25 protein-coding genes are annotated in these 23,093 nt (G+C 34.4%); all 25 read right to left on the bottom strand.

Features of this window, described 5'->3' with window-relative positions; genetic code table 11:
• Window positions 1-271: 271 nt before the first annotated feature.
• Entirely contained in the window at window positions 272-1,024 is a 753-nt protein-coding gene (locus tag Q0Q99_RS09215; RefSeq protein ID WP_293894698.1) for an abortive infection family protein, read from the bottom strand.
• Between the two features lie 602 nt (window positions 1,025-1,626).
• The gene (locus tag Q0Q99_RS09210) at window positions 1,627-2,067 is read right to left on the bottom strand and encodes a hypothetical protein (RefSeq protein ID WP_293894695.1); all 441 of its coding nucleotides are present in this window, start codon (window positions 2,065-2,067) and stop codon (window positions 1,627-1,629) included.
• A gap of 260 nt (window positions 2,068-2,327) precedes the next feature.
• Complete coding sequence (locus Q0Q99_RS09205; protein WP_293894692.1) at window positions 2,328-2,762, bottom strand: zinc ribbon domain-containing protein; 435 nt, start codon at window positions 2,760-2,762, stop codon at window positions 2,328-2,330.
• 194 nt (window positions 2,763-2,956) lie between these two features.
• Window positions 2,957-3,772, bottom strand: coding sequence for a hypothetical protein (locus tag Q0Q99_RS09200; RefSeq protein ID WP_293894689.1), 816 nt, complete (start codon window positions 3,770-3,772; stop codon window positions 2,957-2,959).
• Between the two features lie 13 nt (window positions 3,773-3,785).
• On the bottom strand, window positions 3,786-4,001 hold the full coding sequence (locus Q0Q99_RS09195) for a hypothetical protein (protein WP_293894686.1): 216 nt from the start codon (window positions 3,999-4,001) through the stop codon (window positions 3,786-3,788).
• 122 nt (window positions 4,002-4,123) lie between these two features.
• Window positions 4,124-4,417, bottom strand: a complete 294-nt coding sequence (locus Q0Q99_RS09190) for a hypothetical protein (protein ID WP_293894683.1) — start codon at window positions 4,415-4,417, stop codon at window positions 4,124-4,126.
• Window positions 4,401-4,586, bottom strand: a complete 186-nt coding sequence (locus Q0Q99_RS09185; RefSeq protein WP_293894680.1) for a hypothetical protein — start codon at window positions 4,584-4,586, stop codon at window positions 4,401-4,403. The genes Q0Q99_RS09190 and Q0Q99_RS09185 overlap by 17 nt, the downstream gene beginning before the upstream one ends.
• 380 nt (window positions 4,587-4,966) lie before the next feature.
• A complete protein-coding gene (locus Q0Q99_RS09180; protein ID WP_293894678.1) occupies window positions 4,967-5,917 on the bottom strand; it encodes a hypothetical protein in 951 nt (316 codons plus the stop codon).
• 469 nt (window positions 5,918-6,386) lie between these two features.
• A complete protein-coding gene (locus Q0Q99_RS09175) occupies window positions 6,387-6,635 on the bottom strand; it encodes a hypothetical protein (protein WP_293894675.1) in 249 nt (82 codons plus the stop codon).
• 57 nt (window positions 6,636-6,692) lie between these two features.
• On the bottom strand, window positions 6,693-8,678 hold the full coding sequence (locus Q0Q99_RS09170) for a site-specific DNA-methyltransferase (RefSeq protein WP_293894672.1): 1,986 nt from the start codon (window positions 8,676-8,678) through the stop codon (window positions 6,693-6,695).
• A 3-nt stretch (window positions 8,679-8,681) separates the two neighbouring features.
• On the bottom strand, window positions 8,682-11,456 hold the full coding sequence (locus Q0Q99_RS09165; RefSeq protein WP_293894670.1) for a DEAD/DEAH box helicase family protein: 2,775 nt from the start codon (window positions 11,454-11,456) through the stop codon (window positions 8,682-8,684).
• Window positions 11,456-11,764 carry a helix-turn-helix transcriptional regulator gene (locus Q0Q99_RS09160; protein WP_293894668.1) on the bottom strand — a complete coding sequence of 103 codons (309 nt, stop codon included), beginning with the start codon at window positions 11,762-11,764 and terminating at the stop codon, window positions 11,456-11,458. Before Q0Q99_RS09160 ends, Q0Q99_RS09165 begins: the two co-directional genes overlap by 1 nt.
• Window positions 11,765-12,013: 249 nt before the next feature.
• Window positions 12,014-12,193, bottom strand: coding sequence for a hypothetical protein (locus Q0Q99_RS09155; RefSeq protein ID WP_293894666.1), 180 nt, complete (start codon window positions 12,191-12,193; stop codon window positions 12,014-12,016).
• Window positions 12,177-12,626, bottom strand: a complete 450-nt coding sequence (locus tag Q0Q99_RS09150) for a hypothetical protein (RefSeq protein ID WP_293894664.1) — start codon at window positions 12,624-12,626, stop codon at window positions 12,177-12,179. Before Q0Q99_RS09150 ends, Q0Q99_RS09155 begins: the two co-directional genes overlap by 17 nt.
• Window positions 12,627-12,921: 295 nt before the next feature.
• Window positions 12,922-13,962, bottom strand: a complete 1,041-nt coding sequence (locus tag Q0Q99_RS09145; protein ID WP_293894661.1) for a DNA cytosine methyltransferase — start codon at window positions 13,960-13,962, stop codon at window positions 12,922-12,924.
• Window positions 13,932-15,371: a DUF3883 domain-containing protein gene (locus tag Q0Q99_RS09140; protein WP_293894658.1), complete on the bottom strand. Its 1,440-nt coding sequence runs from the start codon at window positions 15,369-15,371 to the stop codon at window positions 13,932-13,934. Before Q0Q99_RS09140 ends, Q0Q99_RS09145 begins: the two co-directional genes overlap by 31 nt.
• Window positions 15,368-16,408, bottom strand: a complete 1,041-nt coding sequence (locus Q0Q99_RS09135; RefSeq protein WP_293894655.1) for a DNA cytosine methyltransferase — start codon at window positions 16,406-16,408, stop codon at window positions 15,368-15,370. The genes Q0Q99_RS09140 and Q0Q99_RS09135 overlap by 4 nt, the downstream gene beginning before the upstream one ends.
• Window positions 16,405-16,710, bottom strand: a complete 306-nt coding sequence (locus Q0Q99_RS09130) for a helix-turn-helix domain-containing protein (protein WP_293894652.1) — start codon at window positions 16,708-16,710, stop codon at window positions 16,405-16,407. The genes Q0Q99_RS09135 and Q0Q99_RS09130 overlap by 4 nt, the downstream gene beginning before the upstream one ends.
• Window positions 16,711-17,366: 656 nt before the next feature.
• Entirely contained in the window at window positions 17,367-18,092 is a 726-nt protein-coding gene (locus Q0Q99_RS09125; protein WP_293894649.1) for a hypothetical protein, read from the bottom strand.
• A 119-nt stretch (window positions 18,093-18,211) separates the two neighbouring features.
• Window positions 18,212-18,658 carry a hypothetical protein gene (locus Q0Q99_RS09120; RefSeq protein ID WP_293894646.1) on the bottom strand — a complete coding sequence of 149 codons (447 nt, stop codon included), beginning with the start codon at window positions 18,656-18,658 and terminating at the stop codon, window positions 18,212-18,214.
• A gap of 60 nt (window positions 18,659-18,718) precedes the next feature.
• Complete coding sequence (locus Q0Q99_RS09115) at window positions 18,719-21,745, bottom strand: S8 family serine peptidase (RefSeq protein WP_293894643.1); 3,027 nt, start codon at window positions 21,743-21,745, stop codon at window positions 18,719-18,721.
• 112 nt (window positions 21,746-21,857) lie between these two features.
• A complete protein-coding gene (locus Q0Q99_RS09110; protein WP_293894640.1) occupies window positions 21,858-22,106 on the bottom strand; it encodes a hypothetical protein in 249 nt (82 codons plus the stop codon).
• 168 nt (window positions 22,107-22,274) lie between these two features.
• Window positions 22,275-22,481: a hypothetical protein gene (locus Q0Q99_RS09105; RefSeq protein WP_293894637.1), complete on the bottom strand. Its 207-nt coding sequence runs from the start codon at window positions 22,479-22,481 to the stop codon at window positions 22,275-22,277.
• A gap of 17 nt (window positions 22,482-22,498) precedes the next feature.
• Window positions 22,499-22,843, bottom strand: coding sequence for a hypothetical protein (locus Q0Q99_RS09100; protein ID WP_293894635.1), 345 nt, complete (start codon window positions 22,841-22,843; stop codon window positions 22,499-22,501).
• Window positions 22,844-22,854: 11 nt separating this feature from the next.
• A partial coding sequence (locus Q0Q99_RS09095; protein ID WP_293894632.1) for a DUF4339 domain-containing protein occupies window positions 22,855-23,093 on the bottom strand: 239 nt, incomplete at its 5' end.

Genomic DNA, 23,093 nt, shown 5'->3' with positions numbered 1-23,093 from the left:
TTTTTTGAGTGGTTGCTGGTCTCCACTTTTATTTATATTCTGCCAGTCTAACAGTCAAGAACTGTCAAACCGAAAGAACGGTGGTTCTCTTGTCTGTCCGTGTCCGTTTTGTCGTTTTTTTTTAAACTTGCCCATAACGTTCCGCCGCTTCTCGTCAGTTGCGAACTTCGGAACCGAGTTCTTTCCACTAAGATAATATTTCTTGCGAAACGCAATGGTGAATTTACCACAAAATTCGCAATTGTGAGAAACGGCTGTTACCGGCTGGCAATTATAATTTAAATTTCCTGTTAAGATAATTCAATACAGTTTGGGCTGCATTTACAACAAACATTGCTTCATCTTCTTCAAGTAAGTTTTCATTTGGATGAGAAAGACTCGCTTTATTTCTAATTGGATTTAATTTATCAAGAGTATTTGCAAACGCATTTATTATATGATCAATATCAGTTTGTCTAGGACCATTGTTTTGTAATGCAGCATGTGCGGATTTTAGTTTTTTGAAAATTGAAGATAAACTTTCATCTTCATCTGTTTCAATGCCAGATTGTTTACAAACTTCACGAACGTATCCATGAAGCGCGGTGTGTATTCTATCAACGCCACTTGTCGCACCATTTTTCTGTATTAATAGTTCAGCATCTCTAATAGCTCTTTCTACGGTATCATTAGTAAATACAAGTTTATCTTGTGGAACTGCAATGCCTTCTAGTCGGTGAATCATTTCTTGAATTAGTCTCTCGGCTCTTTGTTTGATTTCTCTTTGCCCTTCAGGGAAATTTTCTAAAGGAAATCTTTTTAAAACTCCACTCAATATTTTTGCTTGTGTTTGCGCGTCTGAAGATTCTAATATTTGTAAAAATTTCTGCCTAGTTGTTCCTTCATATCCATCTGGATGAATATCTAAATCACAATAATATGGATAGAATTCGGCATGAGTTCGATAGCTAAAATCTCCAAGATATCCGCTTTCGACGCCAATATATCCATTGGTAACTGTGTATATTTCGGGTTTTGTCAACATTAGATTGTGGTTTGTGGATTGCTTGCCGGTAACGTTTCGGCGCTTCTCGTCAGTTGCGAACTTCGGAACGAATTATTTTCTGTTAAAGATAAAAATTCTTGCGAAACGTGAGTGTTAATTCACAACAAGATTCGCAATTGCGAGAAACGGCTGTTACTGGTAGTTGCGCCACGTTTCATTTTCACGCAACGTAACCACAAACATTTTCCGGTTTCCATTTCCATTTCCATTTTTCCATTTCCATTTCTGCGCAAACAATTACATCAACACTTTTTGAGTAATTTTTTCTATTTTTATTTTTCCCGCAAACTTTGCCGCAAACAATTTCCACGCAAAATTTACGCAACAATTTTCGGTTTACTTTCAAATCTCTGGCTTTGAATTTTCAATAAAATAGGGAAGAAGACGTGAATTTTAAAGAGTAAGTTCTGAGAAAAAGCGCAATTACCAGTAACGTTCCGCCGCTTGTCGTCAGTGGCGGCAAGCTTAACGGTTTTGTGTAAAGATATGTAAATTTCCGGCGCTAGATTTTCCGGCTACGGAAAATCGGAACCAGCCATTGCGACAAACGGCTGTTAGCAGTAGCTTTTTTTGTTATTATTTTATTCTGTTCTAATCGCAGTAACTAATTCTCTGAATCCTTTTTCACTTAAACAACCCCATTTAGTTAATGCAATATTAGGAAAAACATCAATTTGTCCGTCTAAACTTATGTTCACATAACCGATTTCATTTTCTTCTTTGTCGAAAAATACAATTATTTGGTCATAATATGGAGTTCCAATTTCTCCCCAAATATAATTACTTCCATCATTTAAAATTTTCAATATTCTTTCCGTTTCATTTTTTCCAAATTTATGAGTTGAATACGGAAACCAATTTTTATACATTCTTGAACTTTCCGCTTTCCCAAGTAAAATTGTTCGGTTATTTTCTTTGTCTAATTTTATTAGTTTTTCAATATTATTCTTATCAGGAGTTACATTTTCAGAATAATTGTCTATTAGTTTCTCTTTTATTTTTTCTTTGTTAGGAAAATTCAAAAAAACGTATGTCGACCAAATTATAAGTAAAAGTAAAATTGAGACAAATATTTTCGACACATTTTTCATTTATTTTTCCATTAGGTTTTCTGTTAATTTAGGGGTTTTCAGAAAGTTACTGCTAACGTTCCCACGCTTGGCGTCAGTTGCGAGCTTCGGAACTGATTATTTTCCATTAGGAAAATATTTCTTGCGAAACGTGAACGTGAATTTACCACAAAATTCGCAATTGCGCCAAACGTGTGTTAGCGGCTGGCTTTTTAGTAAGGAGGTTTTAGTTTACTTATCATTTCTTCGTTAGCTAGATTTATTTCGTCAATATTTGGCCAAGCAACAAAATAAGTCCATTTTTCTCCATCGCTACATGCTATTACAAATTCATTTGGCTCAATTTCTTTAACATGATATTCTCCGCAACCAGAAACATTATTTTTTATCATTAATCTACTTATTGCTTTAAACTCTTCATCGGTTGGGCTTCTCCAACTTTGATCATAAGTTCGAGTATCATCTATTACGGTTGAACCAGTACTTGGAGAGAATTGTGAAATTATATAAATTATAAATAAGAACCCAAATATGTAAAGTAAGTATGTAAAACAACCTGTGCTTTTAGGTTTATAACCACAATGAGGGCAACTTTTTGCGTTACTACTAATTTCTTTTTTACACTCTGGACAGTTAGTAAGTGCCATATTTTCTGATTTTAAGTTTCTGAATTCGGTTTTTTTTTGGAAGCTTGCCGCTAACGTTCCGCCGCTTCTCGTCAGTTGCGAAGTTCGGAACTTTATATTTTCTGTTGAAGATAAAACTTCTTGCGAAACGCAAACGTGAGCTTACCGCAAAATTCGCAATTGCGAGAAACGGCTGTTGGCGGTTCGGTTGTTTTTTAATTATTATATTCTATTTCTCTTTCTTCAATTCTTATATCTGGTTTACTTGACCATTCAGAATTGCCAATAATTATTTTATGAATCCAATTTTCTTTTTCATCATATTTAATTTTACTTTCAAAAGTATCTCCATTTGGAGTTCCGTTGTCATAGTAATTAATTTGTTTTATCTGCTCTCCATTATTGTCATAGATATATTTAATAGCGGTTGTTGTTGAGTTAAGATTACTTATTTCAATAAGTTGTCCATTTTCATTATATTTGTTAATGATATTTGAGTTTTCAATTTTTTCTAATAGCAAACCATCGCTACTATAATTAAACTTTTCTTCCCAACTTATATTTCCATCAGGAAGCACATATTTGATTTCTTTCAAATGTCCTTTTTTATCATATACATATTTTTCGGTAGAAGTTATTTTGTTGTTTTCGATTGAAATTTTTTCTGTTTTATTTCCTGAATTATCGTAATTATATTTTTCAGTAGAATCTAAATTACCATCAGAATCATATTTGTTTTCTTCAATTATTTGATTATTATTATAAATGTATTTAGTTTTATCACGAATACTATTTATAGGAGCATAATAGCTATTTCTTTCAGTTATGTTTCCACTTTCGTTAAAAAAATATTCAATTGTGTATTTCCAATCTTCTTTAACATATTCTCCAAACTTTTCATTACCATCAAAATAAATTTCTTTTACAGATTTAATATTTCCTTTCAAATTCATTTCTTCTAAATTATTTTTCTCATTTGAATTACATCCAACAAGAATAAAAGCGATAAGTATAATTGTAATTTTTTTCAAACTATTCTAAAATTTAATTGATTTGTATTTTCTTGTTTTTCCTGTGCGTCGCTTTCAACTGACCGCCAACGTTTCGCTGCTTGGCGTCAGTGGCGACAAGTTGAACGTGTTGGTGTAAATATAAGAAAGTTTTCCGGCTTTCGATTTTCCGTTTAAGGAAAATCGGAACCAGCCATTGCGCCAAACAGCTGTTATATGCTGGCTTCGTATTCCCTTTGGTAAGTTTCATTTTCCACTTCCATTTATTTTCTGTTGAACACTTTCTGTTTTACTTTCGCCCGAGCTTTGTTTTGTTGAGACATTGTCTTGTTCGATTCGGACATTGTCTATTTCGGTCGCGCCAATGCCTTGTTAGATTCTGCCAACGTCTTGTTCGATTGTGCCAATGCTTATTCGGTTTTTGCCCAAGCCTTTTCGGGTTGCGCCAACGTCTTGTTGGATTCTGCCCAAGCCTTGTTGCTTTTGGCGAGTGTCTTGTTCATTTCGGCGGATGCTTATTTCACTTTGGCGGATGTCTTGTTCACTTTCTGATAAGTTTCTTTCAAAAGCTACTTTTTTCGGTTTCTTCCAACGTGAATTTCCTGTACCGCAAATTTTTCGAGAAGCTTGCATATAACGTTTCGCGGCTTCATGAAGTGGCGGCAACTTTATAGTTAGTTGTAAAGATATACAATTTTCCTTTTGAGTAATTTCCGTCTAAGAAAAATAAAACCAGCCATTTCTTGAAACCGCTGTTACCACTTCGGTTTTGTACTAACTTGAGCACGCAACATAACCAGTTTCCATTTTCGGTTTCCATTTCGGTTTCTACCATTCGATAATTTTCTGAGAAAGTTTTCGGCGCAAACACTTTCAAACTTGGTTTTGCGATTGATTTTCACGCAATCTTTTCCAGTTTTAATTTTTCGATTAACTTTTTCACGCATTACTTTCTGATAAAATTTCGCTCAAACTTTGATTTCTGAGAAACTAATTTTCAATTGAGTTTTAGAAAACCAAACCTCAATATTCAGCTAAATTTCCGTCGAAAAGCGCGCACTGAAAAACTGAGTGGTAACGGCTCGTGGCTTCAAGAAGTTGGGGAAAAGTATGCCCGAACTTTCGGTTAATCACTGACCATAAAAGTACAAAACAAACTTTAAATTAAGACCGAAAACCCCAATTTCTTAAAACCGCTGTTGTGCGATCGCTTTTTTATTTCATTCGTTCTTGTGCATCGACTTGCTGATTATACCAAAATTTTTGTGTTGTGTAATCTAATGGAAAATCTTCTTGGGCTTTTGACTTCACAGAACTATTTTCTATTGTTAGCATATAATCGTAAGCCTTCATTTGTTCGTTTAACCAAAATTCTTGAGTGGTAAAATCATCTGGAAAATCTCTTTTTGCTTTTGCTTTTAATTTTTCACTAACTGTTTCTCTTTCTGCATCAGCCTTATTTTCTTCCACATTTGCAACTGTTTCAGTTTCTGTTGTGTTTGGTTGTTCAGTTTCTACCACATTTTGAGTTTCTGTTGAAGTTGAAGTATTTTTATCCTTGTCGCCTAAATTTGCAATAACAATTAAAGCGATAATTGCAGTTGCTCCAATTTTCCAACCTTTTGAAATTGAAGAGTTTTTCCAAAGTGCGTAAAGACCAACTGGAAAAAAGATTATACATAAAATTACAACTAACCAAGTTTTTTCGTACCAAGCATTTGAATTTGAGTTGTTGTTTTCCATAGAATTTGAATTTTGAGTTGTTTGAAAATTATTTGTTTTTTGAGTATTATCAGTTTGTTTTATTTCGGAAGTATTTGTTTCATTTTCAGATGACAAAATTCTGGAAGTGCTAGAAAGTATATTTTCAATATTTTTTCTGTTTTTACCCATATCAAATGCTCCACCAAACATAATTCCTGTTTTCGGTGACGAAGTTATTTGAACTTTAGTTCTGCTTTCTGAAATTTCAGTTAATTGTATTGGAATATTTTCACCCCAACTATACAAACTAACTCCTGCTTTAACAACAAATCTTCCTTGTAATTTGTCTGCGTTTTCAATTTTCAATCCGTTAATTGTCGGAATTGCTTTTTTCATTGCTTCGAAAACTTTGTCTTTCGACATTGGAAATTCACTTTCCCCATTGTGGTCTAAAAATGCCATAGTTTAATTTTAATGTTTATATTTAATTTTGTTTTCAAAAATACTTACTCTTAAATTATTTACGATACGGTTTTCCGTAATTGTAAAAAATAATTTTCTTTTTTGTACGTTTTCTGTCGCTCGAAAGTGTCGCACAACGTCTCGCGGCTTTGCGAGGTTGCGAACTTCGGAACCGATTATTTTCTGTTAAAGATAATATTTCTTGCGAAACGTGAACGTGAATTTACCGAAAAATTCGCAATCTCGCAAAACCGCTGTTGTGCGTTCGGTTGTTTTGGAAGAAAAAAGTTCTTATTAAATTCATATTTTGCGCAAACTTTTCACTTTCTACTTTCACGTTTCTGCATTTTTTGCACAAAAATTTTCAAGATTTCGCTTTTCAAATTTAGGAATTATTGCGCAAACTTTTCACGTTTCCACTTTCACGTTTCTATGTTACAACACTTATTAAATTTCAAATTTCTAAATGTCATTTTTTCGCAGGAGTTTTTTTCGTATGCAACTGACGCACAACGGGTTGCGGCTTGGCGAAGGTGGCGATTTTTACCACAAATGTTGATGCGGAGAACTGAACTTTGATTAACCACAAATGTGTCTGCGGAGCACTGAACCGCCACTTTTGCCAAACCGCTGTTACCTGCTGGCGTTCTGTCTGTCGTTGCTCTGTTGTCCATTGTTTGCAGTGTCTTGGTGCGTTGGCTTGGTAGCTCTTTTGCATTTTTTTGTTTGGCTTTTGCGTTGGCAAAAAATGCAAATGTGCTACCAAATGCGTTGGCTAAAATGCGTTGAATAAATCTCCCAAATAATGTTTTAAGTTATATTTTTTTGTCGTGTCCAATGCTCGTTCAAGGCAAATGAATTTTTTGTCTGTGTGCTTTTTAAAATGCTCTACAGTGTCTGCATCAATTGCAACGTCTAAGCAAATCAGGGTTTCCTTTATGCCGTCTGTGGCTAAAAGAATTTCATTTTTCTTAAACTGTTCTTGCTTGTCGGCTTTGTAGTTTAGTTGAAAACCGTTTTTTATTAAAATCTCTGTCAATAGTTCGTCACGGTTGAAAGCTGTTACCAATTGTGCTTCTTTGTCGGCAATGTATTTTTTGAGCAAAGCAATATTTTCTTCGTCTGTTTTGTCAACATCGGGTGCCCACTCAACTCTTGGGAAGTTTGATTTTACCAATTTGAAAACCTTAAAACCTAACCCTTTTATTGCATCTTCCTTATGTCCGTTGGTAAACAAGTCGGGTTGTAGCTTCTTCTTTTCTTCAATTATTTTTTCAACTACTCTTTTGTTGCGTTCAATGGTTATGTCGCTAATTTTTTTATAACCTGCTTTAAATGCTTCTGTCTTTCCATCTGTTAGTTCGGGGATTTGAACTAAAACATATCGTCTGTTTAAATTGTCTTGTTTGTTAAGTTCGAAAATGGCTTGACCTGTTGAACCGCTTCCGCCAAAAAAATCTAATATTAAATCATTTTCATTGGTAACAAATTTGAAGATATGCTTTAAAAAATTAACTGATTTTGGATTGTTAAACACCTTAACCCCACCAAACAAAGTTTTTAATTCGCCTGATGTTGCTCTGTTATCTTCATAGTAGTAACTTTTTAATCTTTGAGAAACGGTATCAAGCCTTTTCTTAATTTTTGGGATAGTATTTTCATCATCACCCCATTGAACATCGCTACGTTTGTCAGCTTCTTTAAAAGTGTCGAAAGGCCATCTATAACCGTATTCAGGCTTTGCACAAACATTTCCAGAAATTGGATGGATAATGTCATAAGTGTAACCTCCAGGTTTTGTGTTTGCAGAATTTCCAGGATAGTAAACACCTTGTTCATCAATATAAGAGTAGTGAGCAACTCCTGATAAATCGTTACCATTTGTTTGAGACCTTATCCATTTTCTTAACTCGGTTTGGATACTTTCAATATCTTCATTATATTTTCCTTGTAACTCATCGTATTTTTCTTGAATAATTTTGCCTTTATCCGATGGAACTTCCCAAAAATCTTGCTCATTTTTATCTTTTAAATAACACAATACATATTCGTGTTCTGTTGCAATTTGGGTAGGATTATTATCTGTAGCTGTTTGCCAAATAATTTGACCACCAAAATTTTCTTCTCCAAAAACTTCATCACATAATTTACGCAAATGATGAACTTCGTTATCATCAATGGAAATAAAAATAACTCCTTCAGGTTTTAGCAATGACCTTGCAATAAGTAAACGACTATACAACATATTCAGCCAATTACTGTGAAATCTACCATCAGCCTCCAAATTCGTGTCAACCTTAACACCGTTTTCTGTCACGCCTGTTTGTTCCCAATACGGTTTTTTATCTTCGGTAAAGTTATCGCTATACACAAAATCTTTTCCTGTGTTGTAGGGTGGGTCAATATAAATGCACTTAACTTGTTCCCTGTAGCTGTCGCTTAGAAGTTTAAGTGCTTCCAAATTTTCACCTTCAATAATTATGTTTTCGCTTTCACTTGGATTTACGCTTCTGCTTTCATCAAGCATTAAAGTAGCATTGCTTGGAGTAAAAGCGTTTCTTTTTGAAGCACTTTTGCCAAACCATCTGAACTCATAGCGTTCAGTTTCAGAAACACTTGCGGGGTCAACAACTTTTTTAAGTTCTTCTATATTTAGTTTGCCTTCATTGGTAAACAGGTCAGGAAAAAGATTTTTTAGTTGTGTTAATCTCTCCTTGTTCCAGTCGTTGCTCAATGGCATTAGGTCATTTATATTTTCCATTTCCTATTTTTCGTTTAATGCGTTAATTGTTTTGTCAGCTTCCTTTTGGAAGTAGTGATATTCTTTTACAGGAGCCTTGTAATGCACTTCCACACCCAAAGTTTCAAAGTGTTTCATTGCACATTTTATTTTATACACTTCGCTTTCGGTCAATGCTTTTTTATCGTTGATGTCGTTTGTTCCTTTGGTTTCAATTACAAAGTAATATTCGGTTTCATCGCCTGTTTTCAAACTTTTGCGTTTCATTACTAAACCAAAATCGGGTTCGTATTCGCCTATAGGAGTTCTGATTTTATACCAACTTGGCAACTTAATAAAACACACAATGTCGGGTTGATTGTCAGATGCTTTTGCAAAATCATATTCCACATTACTGTCAATAAGCATTTTGTCAAACACGCCTCTGTTTGGCGTTTCCACATAATCTGATTTGGAAACATTTCTAACGAAGTCGTTAAAGCTAAAAGGGAAATCTTCGCCTGTTAAATGATAATCTAAACCCCGAAGCATTTCGTCCAATTCTATGTTGCGAATAATTCCAGCAGCCGTATGAATGTATTGCGGTGGATTTTTAATGATGTGGTCTAAATTGGTAATGTTGTTTACAATTTTAAAAAGCGTTGTATAACTCAAGCCTGTGTTTTCGCTTAGTTCTTCCACCAAATCCAAAGGTGTAAATTTTGCTTTCAGTTTGTAAGTTTCCGTTCCGCCAAAACTATCTTCAATTCCTTCTTCCGTAATAGTTCCAATGTTTCTACTACTCACTTCTGCAACATAATCTGAAATAGTTATCAGGTTTATTTGTTCGGTGGCTTTAGCAATTAGATTGTCTTCATCAAAAGCAATTACATAATCTGTCTTTTTTGCTAATGATTTCCAGAAGCGTTTAAATGCTTCATCTATAGAAGTATTTGTATTGCGTTTGAAACTTACTTCGTTTTGTGGTTTGCCTTTGTGTGTATGCGACATACCTGCACCTGCCGAAGTTGTTCCGTAAACATCTTTAATTTCCTTTTGGTATTGCGTTACAAAGGTTTCATAAGTTTCGTTTGGAATTACTGTCAATTGATTTACTCTGTCTGCATCTTCTGCATTTAAAGCATCATAAACCCTTTGTCCTTTTTGGTTTACACAAATTCGTAAACCTCTACCGATTTCTTGTCGTTTGCGAATTTCGGAGTAGGCTGTGTTGAGTGTTGCAATGTTGAAAACGTTGGGGTTGTCCCAACCAACACCTAAAGCACTATGAGAAAATACAAATTCAATTGAGTTGCCAATAGTCAGCAATTCATCTTTCTTTTGTAAAATCAGTTCGTAAATTTTCTTTTGTTCTTTTAGTCCGCCTTCATTGTCTGAAAATTCTCCTTTTGCATTTTGTGCAAAGTAGTAGCCTTGTAATTCGTGAATGTGTTGGGCTGTTGGAACTTTGCCATCGTTGTATTCGGGATAAATGGCTTTGTATTTTTCAACGAATAGGTTTTTGATTTTGGGTTCTTCACCCATATAATTTGAAACCTTGTCAATGAAAATCAAACTTAAAACCTTAATGCCTTTTGGTTGCAATTTTTGAGATTTTGCAAAGTGGCGTTGTATGAGCCACTCTAATTGCAAAGCCCAAATATTTTCAACGTTTCCTGATGCTTGTTTTTCAAAAAGTTCAACACCATTAGTAAATGTGATGCTCCATTTTTGCGTTTTCAAACTCTTGTTGATGCGTTCAACTTTGTAGTTTAAATAACTTGGATTGTTTGTTTTGTCGCCTAAGTTGTCGCCAACTTTCAGCCAACTTGTTTCTTCAAAAACAAACTTTCCTGCTTTCAATTTCCACGCTTTTACTTTTGCTTTTGGTTCACCTTTTCCCCAGTCTGTAGCCGTAAGTTCAATTTTTATAGTAGCCTCATCATTTTTCTCAGTAACAGTCAAAACTTCAATTTTCTTTACCAATCCTTGTTTGTAGCTGTCATAAGGAGTTAAGCGATACAATAAATTTTTAACTGTTTTATGTGTTGCTGAATAACGTATTTTAAAAAGGGGGTCAAGTGTTTTGAATATTGTTTTTTCTCTTTCGTTTTCCTTTGTGCTGTAACGTTCTTTTCTTTCGTCTGCTGAAAGTGTTTTTAAACGTTCCATCATATTGTCGCTGTCCATTCCTTCCTGTGGCTCGTCCATAAAAATGAATGGTCGAACTTTAGCAATAGCGTCAATGTAAGGCAGGTTGTTGAATAAATCCTCTCTTTGTGTTCTGTTCAAAATTCTGTCGTCCGAAGAGAAAGCACCAGTAGTCATAATCATAACTTGTGGATGTTGTTCTTCAATAAAGTTGGTTACTTTATTTAGCTTTTTGCTGTCATAATCAAATGCCTGAACTTTGAAACCGTAAATGCTTTCAAGTTGCTTTTCAAAAGTTTTGAATGTGCCTAAAGTCCCTTGTCTAATTGCGATTGATGGAACAAGTATGATGAATTTTGTAAAAGCATAATGTTTGTGTAACTCGTAAATGGTCTTAATGTAAACGAGGGTTTTACCTGTTCCTGTTTCCATTTCAATACACAAATCATTGTCCGCTGAATACTTTGCTGTTTCATCGTCAATGCCGTTTTCTTTTGCAATGGCTTTGATGTTGTCTGTTAATTGTTTTGCTGTTAGTTTGCAAAAATTAGAACGGATGCCTTCAATACAAGCATTGTCAAAAGTGTTTTTCTCTGTTCCGTCAAACACTTTAATAACCGCTTGAATAGCGGTGTCCTGATATTTTAAATTCTCTAATTGTAATTCCATTATTTCTTACCGTTCTTTTTGGTTAGGTATTTTATTTTATCCTCAGCTACCTGCATTGCTTGCAATGCCAAGTCTTCGTCTTGCACTTCGTAAACTAATTTGTCTGAAAGCCAAGCAATAATTACTTCATTTTTTTGGTCTTTGTAAAAGTCGGCAAGTGCTTTTACTTGCTCCTTTGTCGGCATACGTTTGTCTTGCTCAATTTTGCTCAAAATTGTCGGGTCAAGCGAAAGTTTAGCTCCAACTTCTCTAAGCAGAAGTCCTTTAGCCTCTCTCAATTCCCTAAGTATAGTTCCGATTGTTTTCAATGTGCTTTGTTTTGACTTGACAAATATTGGCAAATGTAAAAAGAATATTTTGAACCACCGTCAAAAAAGTCAGTAAATGTTGTCAACAAAATTGTCTGGGTGGTGGGTGGGCTTGGGTGCGGTTGGGCAAAATTAAATGTGGTGTTTTGGGTCGGCAAGTGCGTTGGAAAAACACCTCTTTTAATTTTGCGAAGCGTTGGCATTTTCGTCCTCAGTTTCTGTCGGTTTGATGTCGAGTTGTCGGTCGTCCTACGCTTGCAGGTAACGTTTTGCAGCTACAAGAAGTTGGCGATTTCGGAGCACTAAACTGTCAACTACCACCAAACTTGATACGAAGCATAAAGCTTCATTTAACCACTGAACCGCCAATTTCTTGTAGCTGCTGTTATAGGGCGTTTTTCTGTCCGTAACTCTAGTGTTCTGTTTCATTGTCTGCGTATAAAAGGGCTTTCGGTAAAAGGTCGTTTTGTAAATATTTTATGTCTGCCTTTGACCAAAAATTGAAGTTCATTAGTCCCATTGTTCCGTTGTCAAACCAGTTGCCATCTCTGTCCTGGATTTGTAATGTCCACTTATATGCTTTGCCATTTTTGGAAAACTCTTTAAGTCTTGCAATTCCTGTTAAGCCGAAAACAAGTTGATTTAGCATTTCATTTGTCTCTTCTTCGGTGTTGTCATAGTGCCAATGAAAAGTCCCGAAATGGAGTGTGTTTTCTCGTTGGTCAGTCTGCAATAGGATGTCAAAGCCTTTGTCGTCTCGGCAAAATATTTCGAGTTCGCTGTCATTTTTCTTGTCGAATTTAATGTCAGGATACTTGTTAAGTTTCTCAACCACTGTGTCGATAATATTTTGTTCTGTCATTGGTTTGCTGTCGTCTTTTAAAATGCCCTATAACGGTTTGCAGCTAAAAGAAGTGGCGGATTTGGAACACTAAACTGTCTATACCCACCAAACTTTATTAGTTGCACAACTGTTTATATTCGCACTTCCCCCGCCATTTTTTTTAGGTGCTGTTAGCGGTTCGTTGTTTTTTTCGGTCGTGCTTGTCTGTCGTGTATTACTGTCTGTCATTGTGTGTTAGCTTGGTAGCTCTTTTGATTTTTTTAGCGTTGGTCGGTGCGTTGTAAAAAAGCAAATGTGCTACCAAATGTGTTGGCTATGCTTCGGCAAATTCTTTATTCAACTTTTTCTTTTTTGGTTTGGTTTCTGGTGCTAAATTTTTTGTCAAGGCGTTTGCAACGTGCCACATTAAAACGGGAGGCACAGCATTTCCAATAGCTCTGTATTGTCTGTTTTCCGAAACGATGTCTAATTTAAAACTTTCAGGAAATGATTGAATACTTGCAGCCTCTCTTGGTGTAAATCTCCTATAACGTTCGTCTATCATCAAAACGGGGTCTGTGCCATTTAAACTTACTTTAGCAAGATGTGAGCTAATTGTATTACAAGGCTGATTCAAATCTTGAACTCTTCCTTTATTCATTTTTTCTCTTACTCTAAGCATACCGTCAACGGCTCTTTGACTGAAAAACCATTTATCATCTTTGTTCGCTTTTTTATCAATTACTTGTTTTAATTTAATTTTTGATCCATTTAAAGTATGTGGATTTGGAAAACGGAAATTAAAATAATCTTCAAACTCTCTAAAGCCGACAATGAATACACGTTCTCTTTTTTGCGGAACACCATATTCTGATGCGTTTAATAATTTGTGATGAATATAGTACCCGGCTTTTTCAAATTCTTTTACAATTATTGGGAATGCTTTCCCTTTGTTAGCAGAAAGTAATCCTTTTACATTTTCTCCAATAAAAAAACGCGGTTGTTTTTCTTTAAGAACATTAACCATTTCAAAAAACAATTTTCCTCTGTCGTCTTTATAACCAAGCCTTGGTGGGTTTTGCGCACTAATAGAAAAAGATTGACAAGGGAAGCCACCTAATAATATATCGTGGTCTGGAACTTGGCTTGGAATAATATCTCTAACATCTTTCAATTCGCATTTATGCGAGAAGTTACTGTTATAAATAGTTGTTGCATAAGCGTCATTGTCTGCCGCATACACAACTTCAAAAGGTAAAGCATCAAAATGTTTCCCAAGGAAACTAAAATTGCCTTGAATGCCTAAGTCCATTCCACCACATCCACAAAATAGTGATGCGACTTTTAATTTCTTACTTCCAATAATTTCTGCCATTGTCCAGATGTTTTAGAAAATTCAACAACTAAATTTTTATCAATTTTTAAGTTTCCTTGAGAGTGCTGCTTCGCAGGGTTTTGAATAACGAAAATATTTTTCTCTTTATCGTTTACAACTAAATAATAAATAAAATAATTTTCTCCCATTGTTTCGGCTGTATCCCATTCATTAGGAGTTAATTTAAAGCGATTGTTATTTATTGCCTTTCTTGATTTGGTTGTTTTTACTTCAATGTATCGTTTCTTCTTTTCAATTTCAACACTTTGTATATCGTAACCAACCCCAAGCGGTGTAGGTATTTTGTTTATTAAATGTTGGCGTTTTGATTTATCTTTTGTGCGCAAATATTCGTGTGCTAAAATCAAACTTTCTCCATAGTCTCCAATGATTTTAGTTGGCACTTTTCTATCCCCCGTCATTCGTGAATAATATTCTTGAATGAGGCTTGAAATATTTTCTGCTTCTGCTTTATCTAAATGTGGTGCAAATGCTTCAATGCTATCGAAACTATTTACGTATGTAAACCAAGTTTCTTCAATTTCAGCTATTTCGGGATTGGTTATTTCTTTTTGTTTGTAAAATTTATCATAACGATTAAACCATTTTGAATTATTCAAGTGATAGTTTATCGCTTCTTTATTTTCATCATTCAAATAATAATAGTAACCAGTTCCTTTGTCTTGTAGGAGGTTTGCTAATACCATATAATCCAAAATGTCTCCTGCATATCTGCAAACATCGCCATTGGATGGGTATTCGCCTGTCTTTTCGTTTATTAGTTGTTCGTATTTATGATCATACTCGATTTTTTCACTCCTATGTTTTAAAATCATTTTGGCAACATCTTTTGGATGTTTCCCATCTCGCGTTACCCTTAAATCAAAATAGGCACATTGGGTTAATTCTTCTGCAGTTACACTAAATGGTTTGCCTATTAATTTTTCTCCTTCAATTAAAAGTTGTAAAATAAAATTGCAAGGCTTGAATTTTACTCCTGCTTCAATTTGCTTAATAACATTCTGTGATTTAATGTGTCCGCCTGGATATTGGAATGAGTAGAGAAAATAATTGAAAAACTCATCCAAATATTGATTATTCGCTAATCTGATTGCTGTTTTACTTGGCTGTAAATAATTGCCTTTTTCTTGAATGAAAGCAAACAATGCGGAGATTTCAGTTCTCCAATTATCAATAGTTTTTTGAGTAGAAGTTGAATTTTTCTTAAAACCAAAAAGTACTTTATTCAATTCTGAATTAAATTCTTTCTCGGGTAGAACATTCATTTCAGAGATAGATGTCGCAACATAAAGTAAGACTTCTTCAACATCATTTTTGAACCGTGGTCTTACGTGATGCAACCTAAAAAAATACTTGTCAGGTATTTTATATTTTACTTGTTTACTCATAGATATTTTTTTAATTCTTCGGCTAATACTTTTGCTAAAATTGGCGGAACAGCATTGCCGACTTGTTTATATTGACTTGTTTTACTTCCTAAAAAAATAAAACTGTCAGGGAAAGATTGTATTCGTGCGCTTTCTCTAACCGTTGGCACTCTATTATATTTGTAATGAAAATGGTGTCTATGCCCAGTGTCAATTGTGAAACTTGGTTTATTACTATTTAATCGTGTCCAAGCAATGTTCACATTCCTTGTTTGCTGTAAGTTTTTAGGAAGATTTTTATAATTGCCACCATCAGGTACCAATGATATAATTTCAACTGTCTGTTCGCTATGATTTGTTATTTCGTGATTAAAAATACTATCTGAACTTTTTCTAATTAGTTTTTGATATTCTGATTTCGGTTCTGATTTATATTTATTACCATCGGTAACCGATTTTTCAGGTAAGTCGGAAATTGCATCTTTTGCAGAAATTATTTTTTTGTTTGAAGGTTCAGGGAAAATAAATTCTTTCTTCCCCTTTGTTCCTATAAAAAATGCTCTTCTTCTATTTTGTGGAACGCCATATTCTGAAGCCAATAGAACTTTATAAACTACTGTGTAACCTAATTTTTCAAAATCTTTAATAATTGTATCTTTCACAACACCTTGTCCCATTGAAACTATATTTGGAACATTTTCCATTAGAAATGCTTTTGGCTTATAATATTCAACAAAACTCACAAATGATTTATAAAGTTTGTTTCTTTCATCATCAATAATTCTTTTCCCTGCAATTGAAAATCCTTGACAAGGTGGACCGCCAATTATTACATCAACTTTTTTTATGCCTGTTTTTAAACTAATTTGTTTAGGTGTTTCATTAAATAAATCTGCAACAAGTCCTTTTGCTTTTTTATGAGTGTTTTCAAAAGTTGTGATTGCATCCTTCCAATGGTCAATGCCTAAAACAACTTCATAATTTGCTTCAATAAAACCAAATGAAAGTCCACCGCAGCCGCAAAATAAATCAATAACTGTATTTTTGGATTTACTCATTTACTCTTATGGGCTTTTAGATATTTTACTTTTTTTTCTGCAACTTTTAGTGCTTGATTAGCTAGATCATCGTCCGCAATTTCGTAAGCGATATTTTCACTTAAATATTGAATGAGTAAATTGTCTTTGTTCAAGTCGAGAATGTCAGCGAGTTTAGCTATTTGCACTCTGGTCGCTTTTCTTTCACTACGTTCAATTTTACTGAGTATTGCAGTGTCAATGTCGAGTTGGGCTGCAACTTGTCTTAGGAGTAATCCTTTTGTCTCCCGTTGTTCTCTGATTATTTCTCCTGTTGTTTTCAATTTGAAAGTATTAACTTGACAATATGTGTCAAATGTAAAATGATTTTCTGAATTGTACAACTGTCTGAGAAAAAATTATTAACATTCGTGAAAGTTGTCAAAAAGTCGGGTGGTGGGTGGGCTTTGGGTGCGGTCGGGCAAAATTAAATGTGGTGTTTTTGTGTCGGCAAGTGGGTTGGCAAAACACCTCTTTTAATTTTGCAGAAGCGTTGGCTTTTTTCATTTTCATATGTCAGCTTTGAGTCGTACTGTCGTCTTTTTACAATGACCGCTAACGTTCCGCCGCTTCTCGTCAGTTGCGAACTTCGGAACGAATTATTTTCCACTAAGATAATATTTCTTGCGAAACGTAAACGTGAACTTAAAACAAAATTCGCAATTGCGAGAAACGGCTGTTATATGATGCCCGTTTTTTCCATTTCGGTTTCCCTTTTCCACTTTCAGTTTTGGACTTCGTTTATTTCACTCGGGACATAGCTTTGTTTAGTTCGGACATTGCCTTGTTCGATTGCGCCCAAGCCTTGTTCGATTTGGACATTGTCTTGTTTATTTTGGACTATGCTTATTTCGATTGAGCCCGTGTCTTGTTTAGTCGAGCCAAAGCCTTGTTCGATTGCGCCAAGGCTTTGTTTGATTTGGACATTGCTTATTTGGGATTAGCGTTTTTTGAATTTTATTTTTGCTATTGCTTTGTATTGTACTGAACTTGAATCAAGGATTGTGAATAGGTAATCTTTGGCTTTGTTGGCAGTATCTACAAGGTTATCTGCGGAATTGTATAGTGTTTCATTTCTTGCGCTACGAGCATTGTTTAATGGTACGAAAGTGTCTGCAACGACTTGTGTTTTAAGAAGCATTGCAGCTTTTTTGTCTTGATAGGCTACTATCTTATATTCACTTTCGTTAGGACTATAGTTTGGTGTATTCTGTAATAATGAGATGAGCAAATCCATTGTATTGGTTCGTTGGTCATAACTCATTTGTGAAGTTGAATAACTGTCTTGTTGTTCTGTCGGGTCTGTAGAGGTACTGCTTTTTGATTTTTTGATACCTTTTAATTTTCGGATGATGGTCATTAAATCTTCGAGTTGCACTTGTGTAACTCCCTCGGTTGCTTTATAGGCTTTTCGGAGCTTGGTTAATTCGCGGTTTAATGGTTTAAAGATTACTTCTCTTTCATCTACCGCGACAGAGTAGGGTGCAACCAAGTTGTTTACACTCGCTTGTTGGGTAAAAGATGTTGTGTAGATGGTTTGTAAATTTGGTAAAAGTAATTTTAGATTACTTGGGTTATATGTTGCTCCCAAAGCAACAATGTTGGTGTTTAGTAAATTGAGGTTAGCAATGTTTTTTGCATGTCCTACTTCGGAAGTTGATGCCATAGTTTTTTAGTTTTATAATTGATTTTCACAAATGTATGTAATATTTTACATAGATTGTTAATGAAAAAAGCAGTTTAAAAATTATTTTTAAACTGCTTTTTTTTATAAATGGTATTGTTTTATTGAAATAAAATAGGTTTTGTAGATTTTGGTATTTTCACAATATGAAAAGGTTGCGCTACGTCTCCGCTTATTCCATCTGTCAAATTTTGTACTGTTACAAATCTGTTTGTTTGGTTTTCTTCTATGCTTGTTATATCTACGGTTGATGAACTATTTGATATAGGATTTCTAAAAACTGCTATAACATCAAAATTATTAAAATCAATATTTTGTTCAGTAAAACTATTTGAAACGTTGTTTACAGAATTCATTGATGTTAAAAGCGAGTTCCATTGCGTTTGATTCGTAATAGCGACGTTTTGTAAAGGTATACTTGGATCAGAGATGCTGCTTTTACCTATTAAAACAGGGGTTATTGGAGTTAAAGTTGTTGAATTTGTCTGTGTATCATTACTACAACTAATTGTAAAAAAAGCAAATAGTGATAAAATTAAATTTTTCATGACTTTTATTTTTAAAATTAATAATAAAAGCAGTTGGCGTAGCCAACTGCTTTTTCTTTTTTATTGTTTGATTAATGTTTTTGCGTCTACTATATTTCCATTACAAACTAGTGCCACTGTATAAAAACCGTTTGGATAATTTGAAATATTGATTATTGCTTCTGAACTATTAATGTCTAAAATATAGTTATTGGTTGTTCCCGTTGTACCGTAGCTACCTATTATCATCAAATAGGCTGAACCTGCTTCATTTAATTTGTAACTAATATTTACATTGTTAGTTGCTGGATTCGGCGCAATAGTATTTAAAATACTTGGCTTAATATTAACATCAACTTCGGAATAATCTTTGAAGCCGTCTGTAGTTGCAATTACTTCTAATTTGTATTTGGTTGCCACTTGAGTAGCAATAGTTAAGTCCTTACCTGTAAATACTAGATTACCTGCTGAATCATACCAGTTATAAATAGCAGGCTCACTAATTTGAGATGCACTAATTGTTATTGGCTCATTTTTATCAACATCTTTAGTGTCTCCAGCGTCTGCAAGAAAAGCAGGTCTTACTTGTTTTTTGATAATATATGTCTCTCCTCCAATAATTTGACCAGTTGTTGCATCTCTTTGAACAACATGATAAACAAATTTTGACTTTTCTGTAAGCTCTTCTGTTAAAAAATTGAATTTTAATTCAACGCTCCCCATTTCATTAGCATTAAAGGCAATATTATCAATAATCACGTTGTTGCCTTTTACAATTTTTCTTTTCTGGTCTTGAGTTGCCTCTAATTCTTGAGCAATTTTTCCTCCACGTTCCCATGCATTAAACAAAGTTTCATCCATTTTCACACTAACTTCTGCTTCGTCATAAATAGGTTTTCCTGTTTCTAAATCTTCTTTAACCAATTCTAAAAAGAATGCTCTAGGTTCGTCAAAAGGATTGCCTACTGTTACAAAGCCACTGTTTCTATTAGCTAACAAATCTACAATTGTTACATTTTTCCACGCAATGCCATTATTATTTTGAACATTAGAGTACAAGCCATTTGTTTCGTTTAATGGGTCATTTGTAGCTTCAATACGTGCTAATAAACAAAAATGCCATTGGTCTGCTCCCCAAAAAGAATAATCCGAAGGATTAGGAACCATAAAAGGAATTTGAACAATGGTTTCTTGACCAGGCTGTAAAGTGGGGATTGTTACAGTTCCTACCTGATCTCCTAATTTTACATTAGGAAGAGGAGACGGAATTGGAGACGGAAAATAATTTAGCCCATCCCAAGATGCAGGCCATTCAAGTGATGTTCCTGCTTTTGCCCAGTAAAATTTAATTTGTTCGTTTCCATTTGAAGCTACGCAACTTTTATTGGTAACTCTAACATAAGCAAAATTAGGAACTGTTGGACTATACTCTGGGTTTTGATGCTCTTGATTGATAATACCGTCCGCTTGGTTTCTTATCCAAATATCGCTACTTGCCCACATATATGGAGTAATATTATTTGGTTCATTACCAATATCATCTGTACCATCTTTTACCATTAAATCAAGCGTTGCAGAATACATTTGTTGAGCCATTTGAACAGCAGCATAAGCATCAACTAAGCCGTAACCCATTTCATTATTCCAAGTTCCGTTTGGTCTTCCTGCTGTAATTGTATATGTATATCCTCCAATTTTTTGGGAGGTTTTCTCAATAATATCTCTAACTTGTTGAGCTGTTAAACAGGGATTTACTGAAAGTACTAAAGCGCATACACCAACAACATGTGGTGTTGCCATTGAAGTACCACTCATATTTCCTATACTGTTATTTGGCATTGTTGATAGAATATTACTTCCGGGAGCAACAACATCAAGCGGAGTTCCGTAGTTTGAAAAAGATGAGCGTTGACCAGTTGAAGTAATTGAACCAACTGCTAATATTCTTGAATCATAATTGGCAGGATAAACAACTGGTCCATTATTATTGTGTGAACAAAATACCACTAACATTTCGTTATTAATTGCAACATCTATTGCATTCTCTAAAATTGTACTATGCAATTGCGGAAAAAAACCGCCTGAATCTCCCCACGAGTTATTGATTACTCTTGCATTATTTTGATTTGCCCAACTAATGCCACTTGCCAATTCTGCTGAAATAGTCTGTGTAACATTTAGTGGATGACTTACGGACATAATTTCACAAGCAGGAGCAACACCAACAACCTGGAGATTATTATCTTTTATTGCTCCAATAGTTCCAGCAATATGTGTTCCGTGTGCGGAACCATTAAATACACTAGGTGATGTTCCAGTTAATGTGTTAAAACTTAAGGGTGAAATGTTTGTTGCCAAATCGTTGTGAGTGGTAAATATTCCATTGTCCAATACTGCTACTTTTATATTTTGCCCTAATGTCACATTCCATGCTTGGCAGGCGTTTATATCTATTGCTGGATTTGCAGTATTGTTTAAACCCCAAAGATTTCCGAACTCGGGGTCGTTAGTACAGCCATTAGTAAAGTGAAACATGAAGGCAGGGTCAATGTCCGCAAATAATCCACTTTCATAAAATTGATTTGATAGTTCTAAAGAAGAAAATTGAGTATTTGTAGCTGATAAAATATACCAAAATGGCATGTTTGGAACTTGTTTGACAATTTTAACATTTTTTTGAGTTGCAAGTTGCTGTAAAATGTTAAAATCATTTTCGGATTTTAATTTCACATAAAAACAATTTGATATTCCTATTGATGTTGCTCCATTTCGTTTAAAAAATAATCCAATGCTTTTAATATTTGGTTTGCTTTTTAATAAATTAATTTTTTGATAAAATTCAATTAATGTTGGTTCAGTTTGATATTCAACTTTGCCAAATTTATTAGTTGCCGTTTCATTATCTTGCCCTAAGGAATAAGGTTTTAATCCAACTTCTGTCGTTTCACTGATTGTAAAGTTGTTATTGGTTAATATATTGATTGAGGACTTATCTAATTCAAGGTATGTTTTTTGTCCTTTATAATAGTAATAATAATCACTTTGAGCGTTTATCGATAATGTGCATATTATAAATAAAAGAAATGAGATGTATAGTTTGTTTTTCATAATTAAAATTATTTATATTGTAAATTTAGTTAATATTTTTTGTAAGATGATGAAAAGCAATGAATATGATGGAGGATGAATAGATTTTCTATTTATTTTTAAAATTTTGTTTTCAAAAATTATTATTTCCATATTGCTTAATTTTCGGTTCCAACGTTTTTCTGCGGTTAGTGTAGCTCACGGGTTTCATATAACGGTTTGCAGCTACAAGAAGTTGGCGATTTCGAAGCACAAAACTGTCTGCCACCACTGAACTTGATACGAAGCACAAAGCTTCATTTAACCACTGAAACGCCAATTTCTTGTAGGTGCTGTTAGCAGCTGGCGTTCTGTCTGTCGAGGTGCTAAAGTCCTTGTCCATATTGCTTTTTAGTCGTTGGTTTGCGTGTCGGGTGTTTAATTTTTTTAGAAGGGGAGGAGAAAAATTTAAAATTCATTTTCTGGCAGGAAAGGTGAAAGCTCTATTGCAATTTTTGGCTTGTGTGTCGCCTGTGTGAATTGCAATAGTGCTTACACCTGTGCGTTTGCCTTACCCATTCAACTGTTTTGCTAATTCGTCCACGCTTTTTTGAGTGTCAAGAAAGTCACCGTTTACAAGTTTAATTCTTGTCAACGGCTTGCTGTCGTATGAAATTAAATCTTCAAGTTCAATGATATGGTCAGCGTTAATATGTCGTTTACCGCTTGCTTTACTACTTACTAAATCGAAAGTGTCGATTGAAATTATTTTTGCCATAGTAGATGTTTTTAAAATTATTGTTTTGCTTTGCTGATTGAATATGCAATTAAAGCATAGGTCATAAAAGCAATGCCATTAATGATTACATAAATTGGTGTTGAAAAATTGAAAAATGAAAATGTCAGGTTACTTACAAATGCCACAACAAAAAATATTCCTGATACAGTCCTGACCATTGTTGTTGTCCGTGGTAGAGAAAATGTAACACTCAAAGTAAATAGAAGTGTAATCGATAGGAAAACAAAACCGCCCAAACTTAAAAGTAGGTTGTTGTCGGTTTTATGAAAACTGTAAAATCCGTATGCAATAAGTCCACTTACACAAATTGTAATTATTGTTTTGATAAAATTAATTTTCATTTTCTTTAAGTTTAAATTGTTGGTGGCGGTGGTGGAACAACCGAAAATATTGTTGCAAGGTCAGAAACATTACTTGCTAATTCCCAACCTGCCATTCCCTCTTTCCAAACGTGATGATTTTTCGTGAACTGTCCGCTTTGTGCAAACTGTTTAAGTTGCTCAAGATTAAAAGGGCCGGTCTGTTGTCCGTTCAAAGAAATATGATAAGCTAAAACTGGCGGTGGTGGTGGCGTTGTCTTATTCAAGTTTG

The organism is Flavobacterium sp., assembly GCF_025352425.1.
Classification (GTDB): domain Bacteria; phylum Bacteroidota; class Bacteroidia; order Flavobacteriales; family Flavobacteriaceae; genus Flavobacterium.
This window is presented reverse-complemented; position numbering and strand designations above follow the sequence as displayed.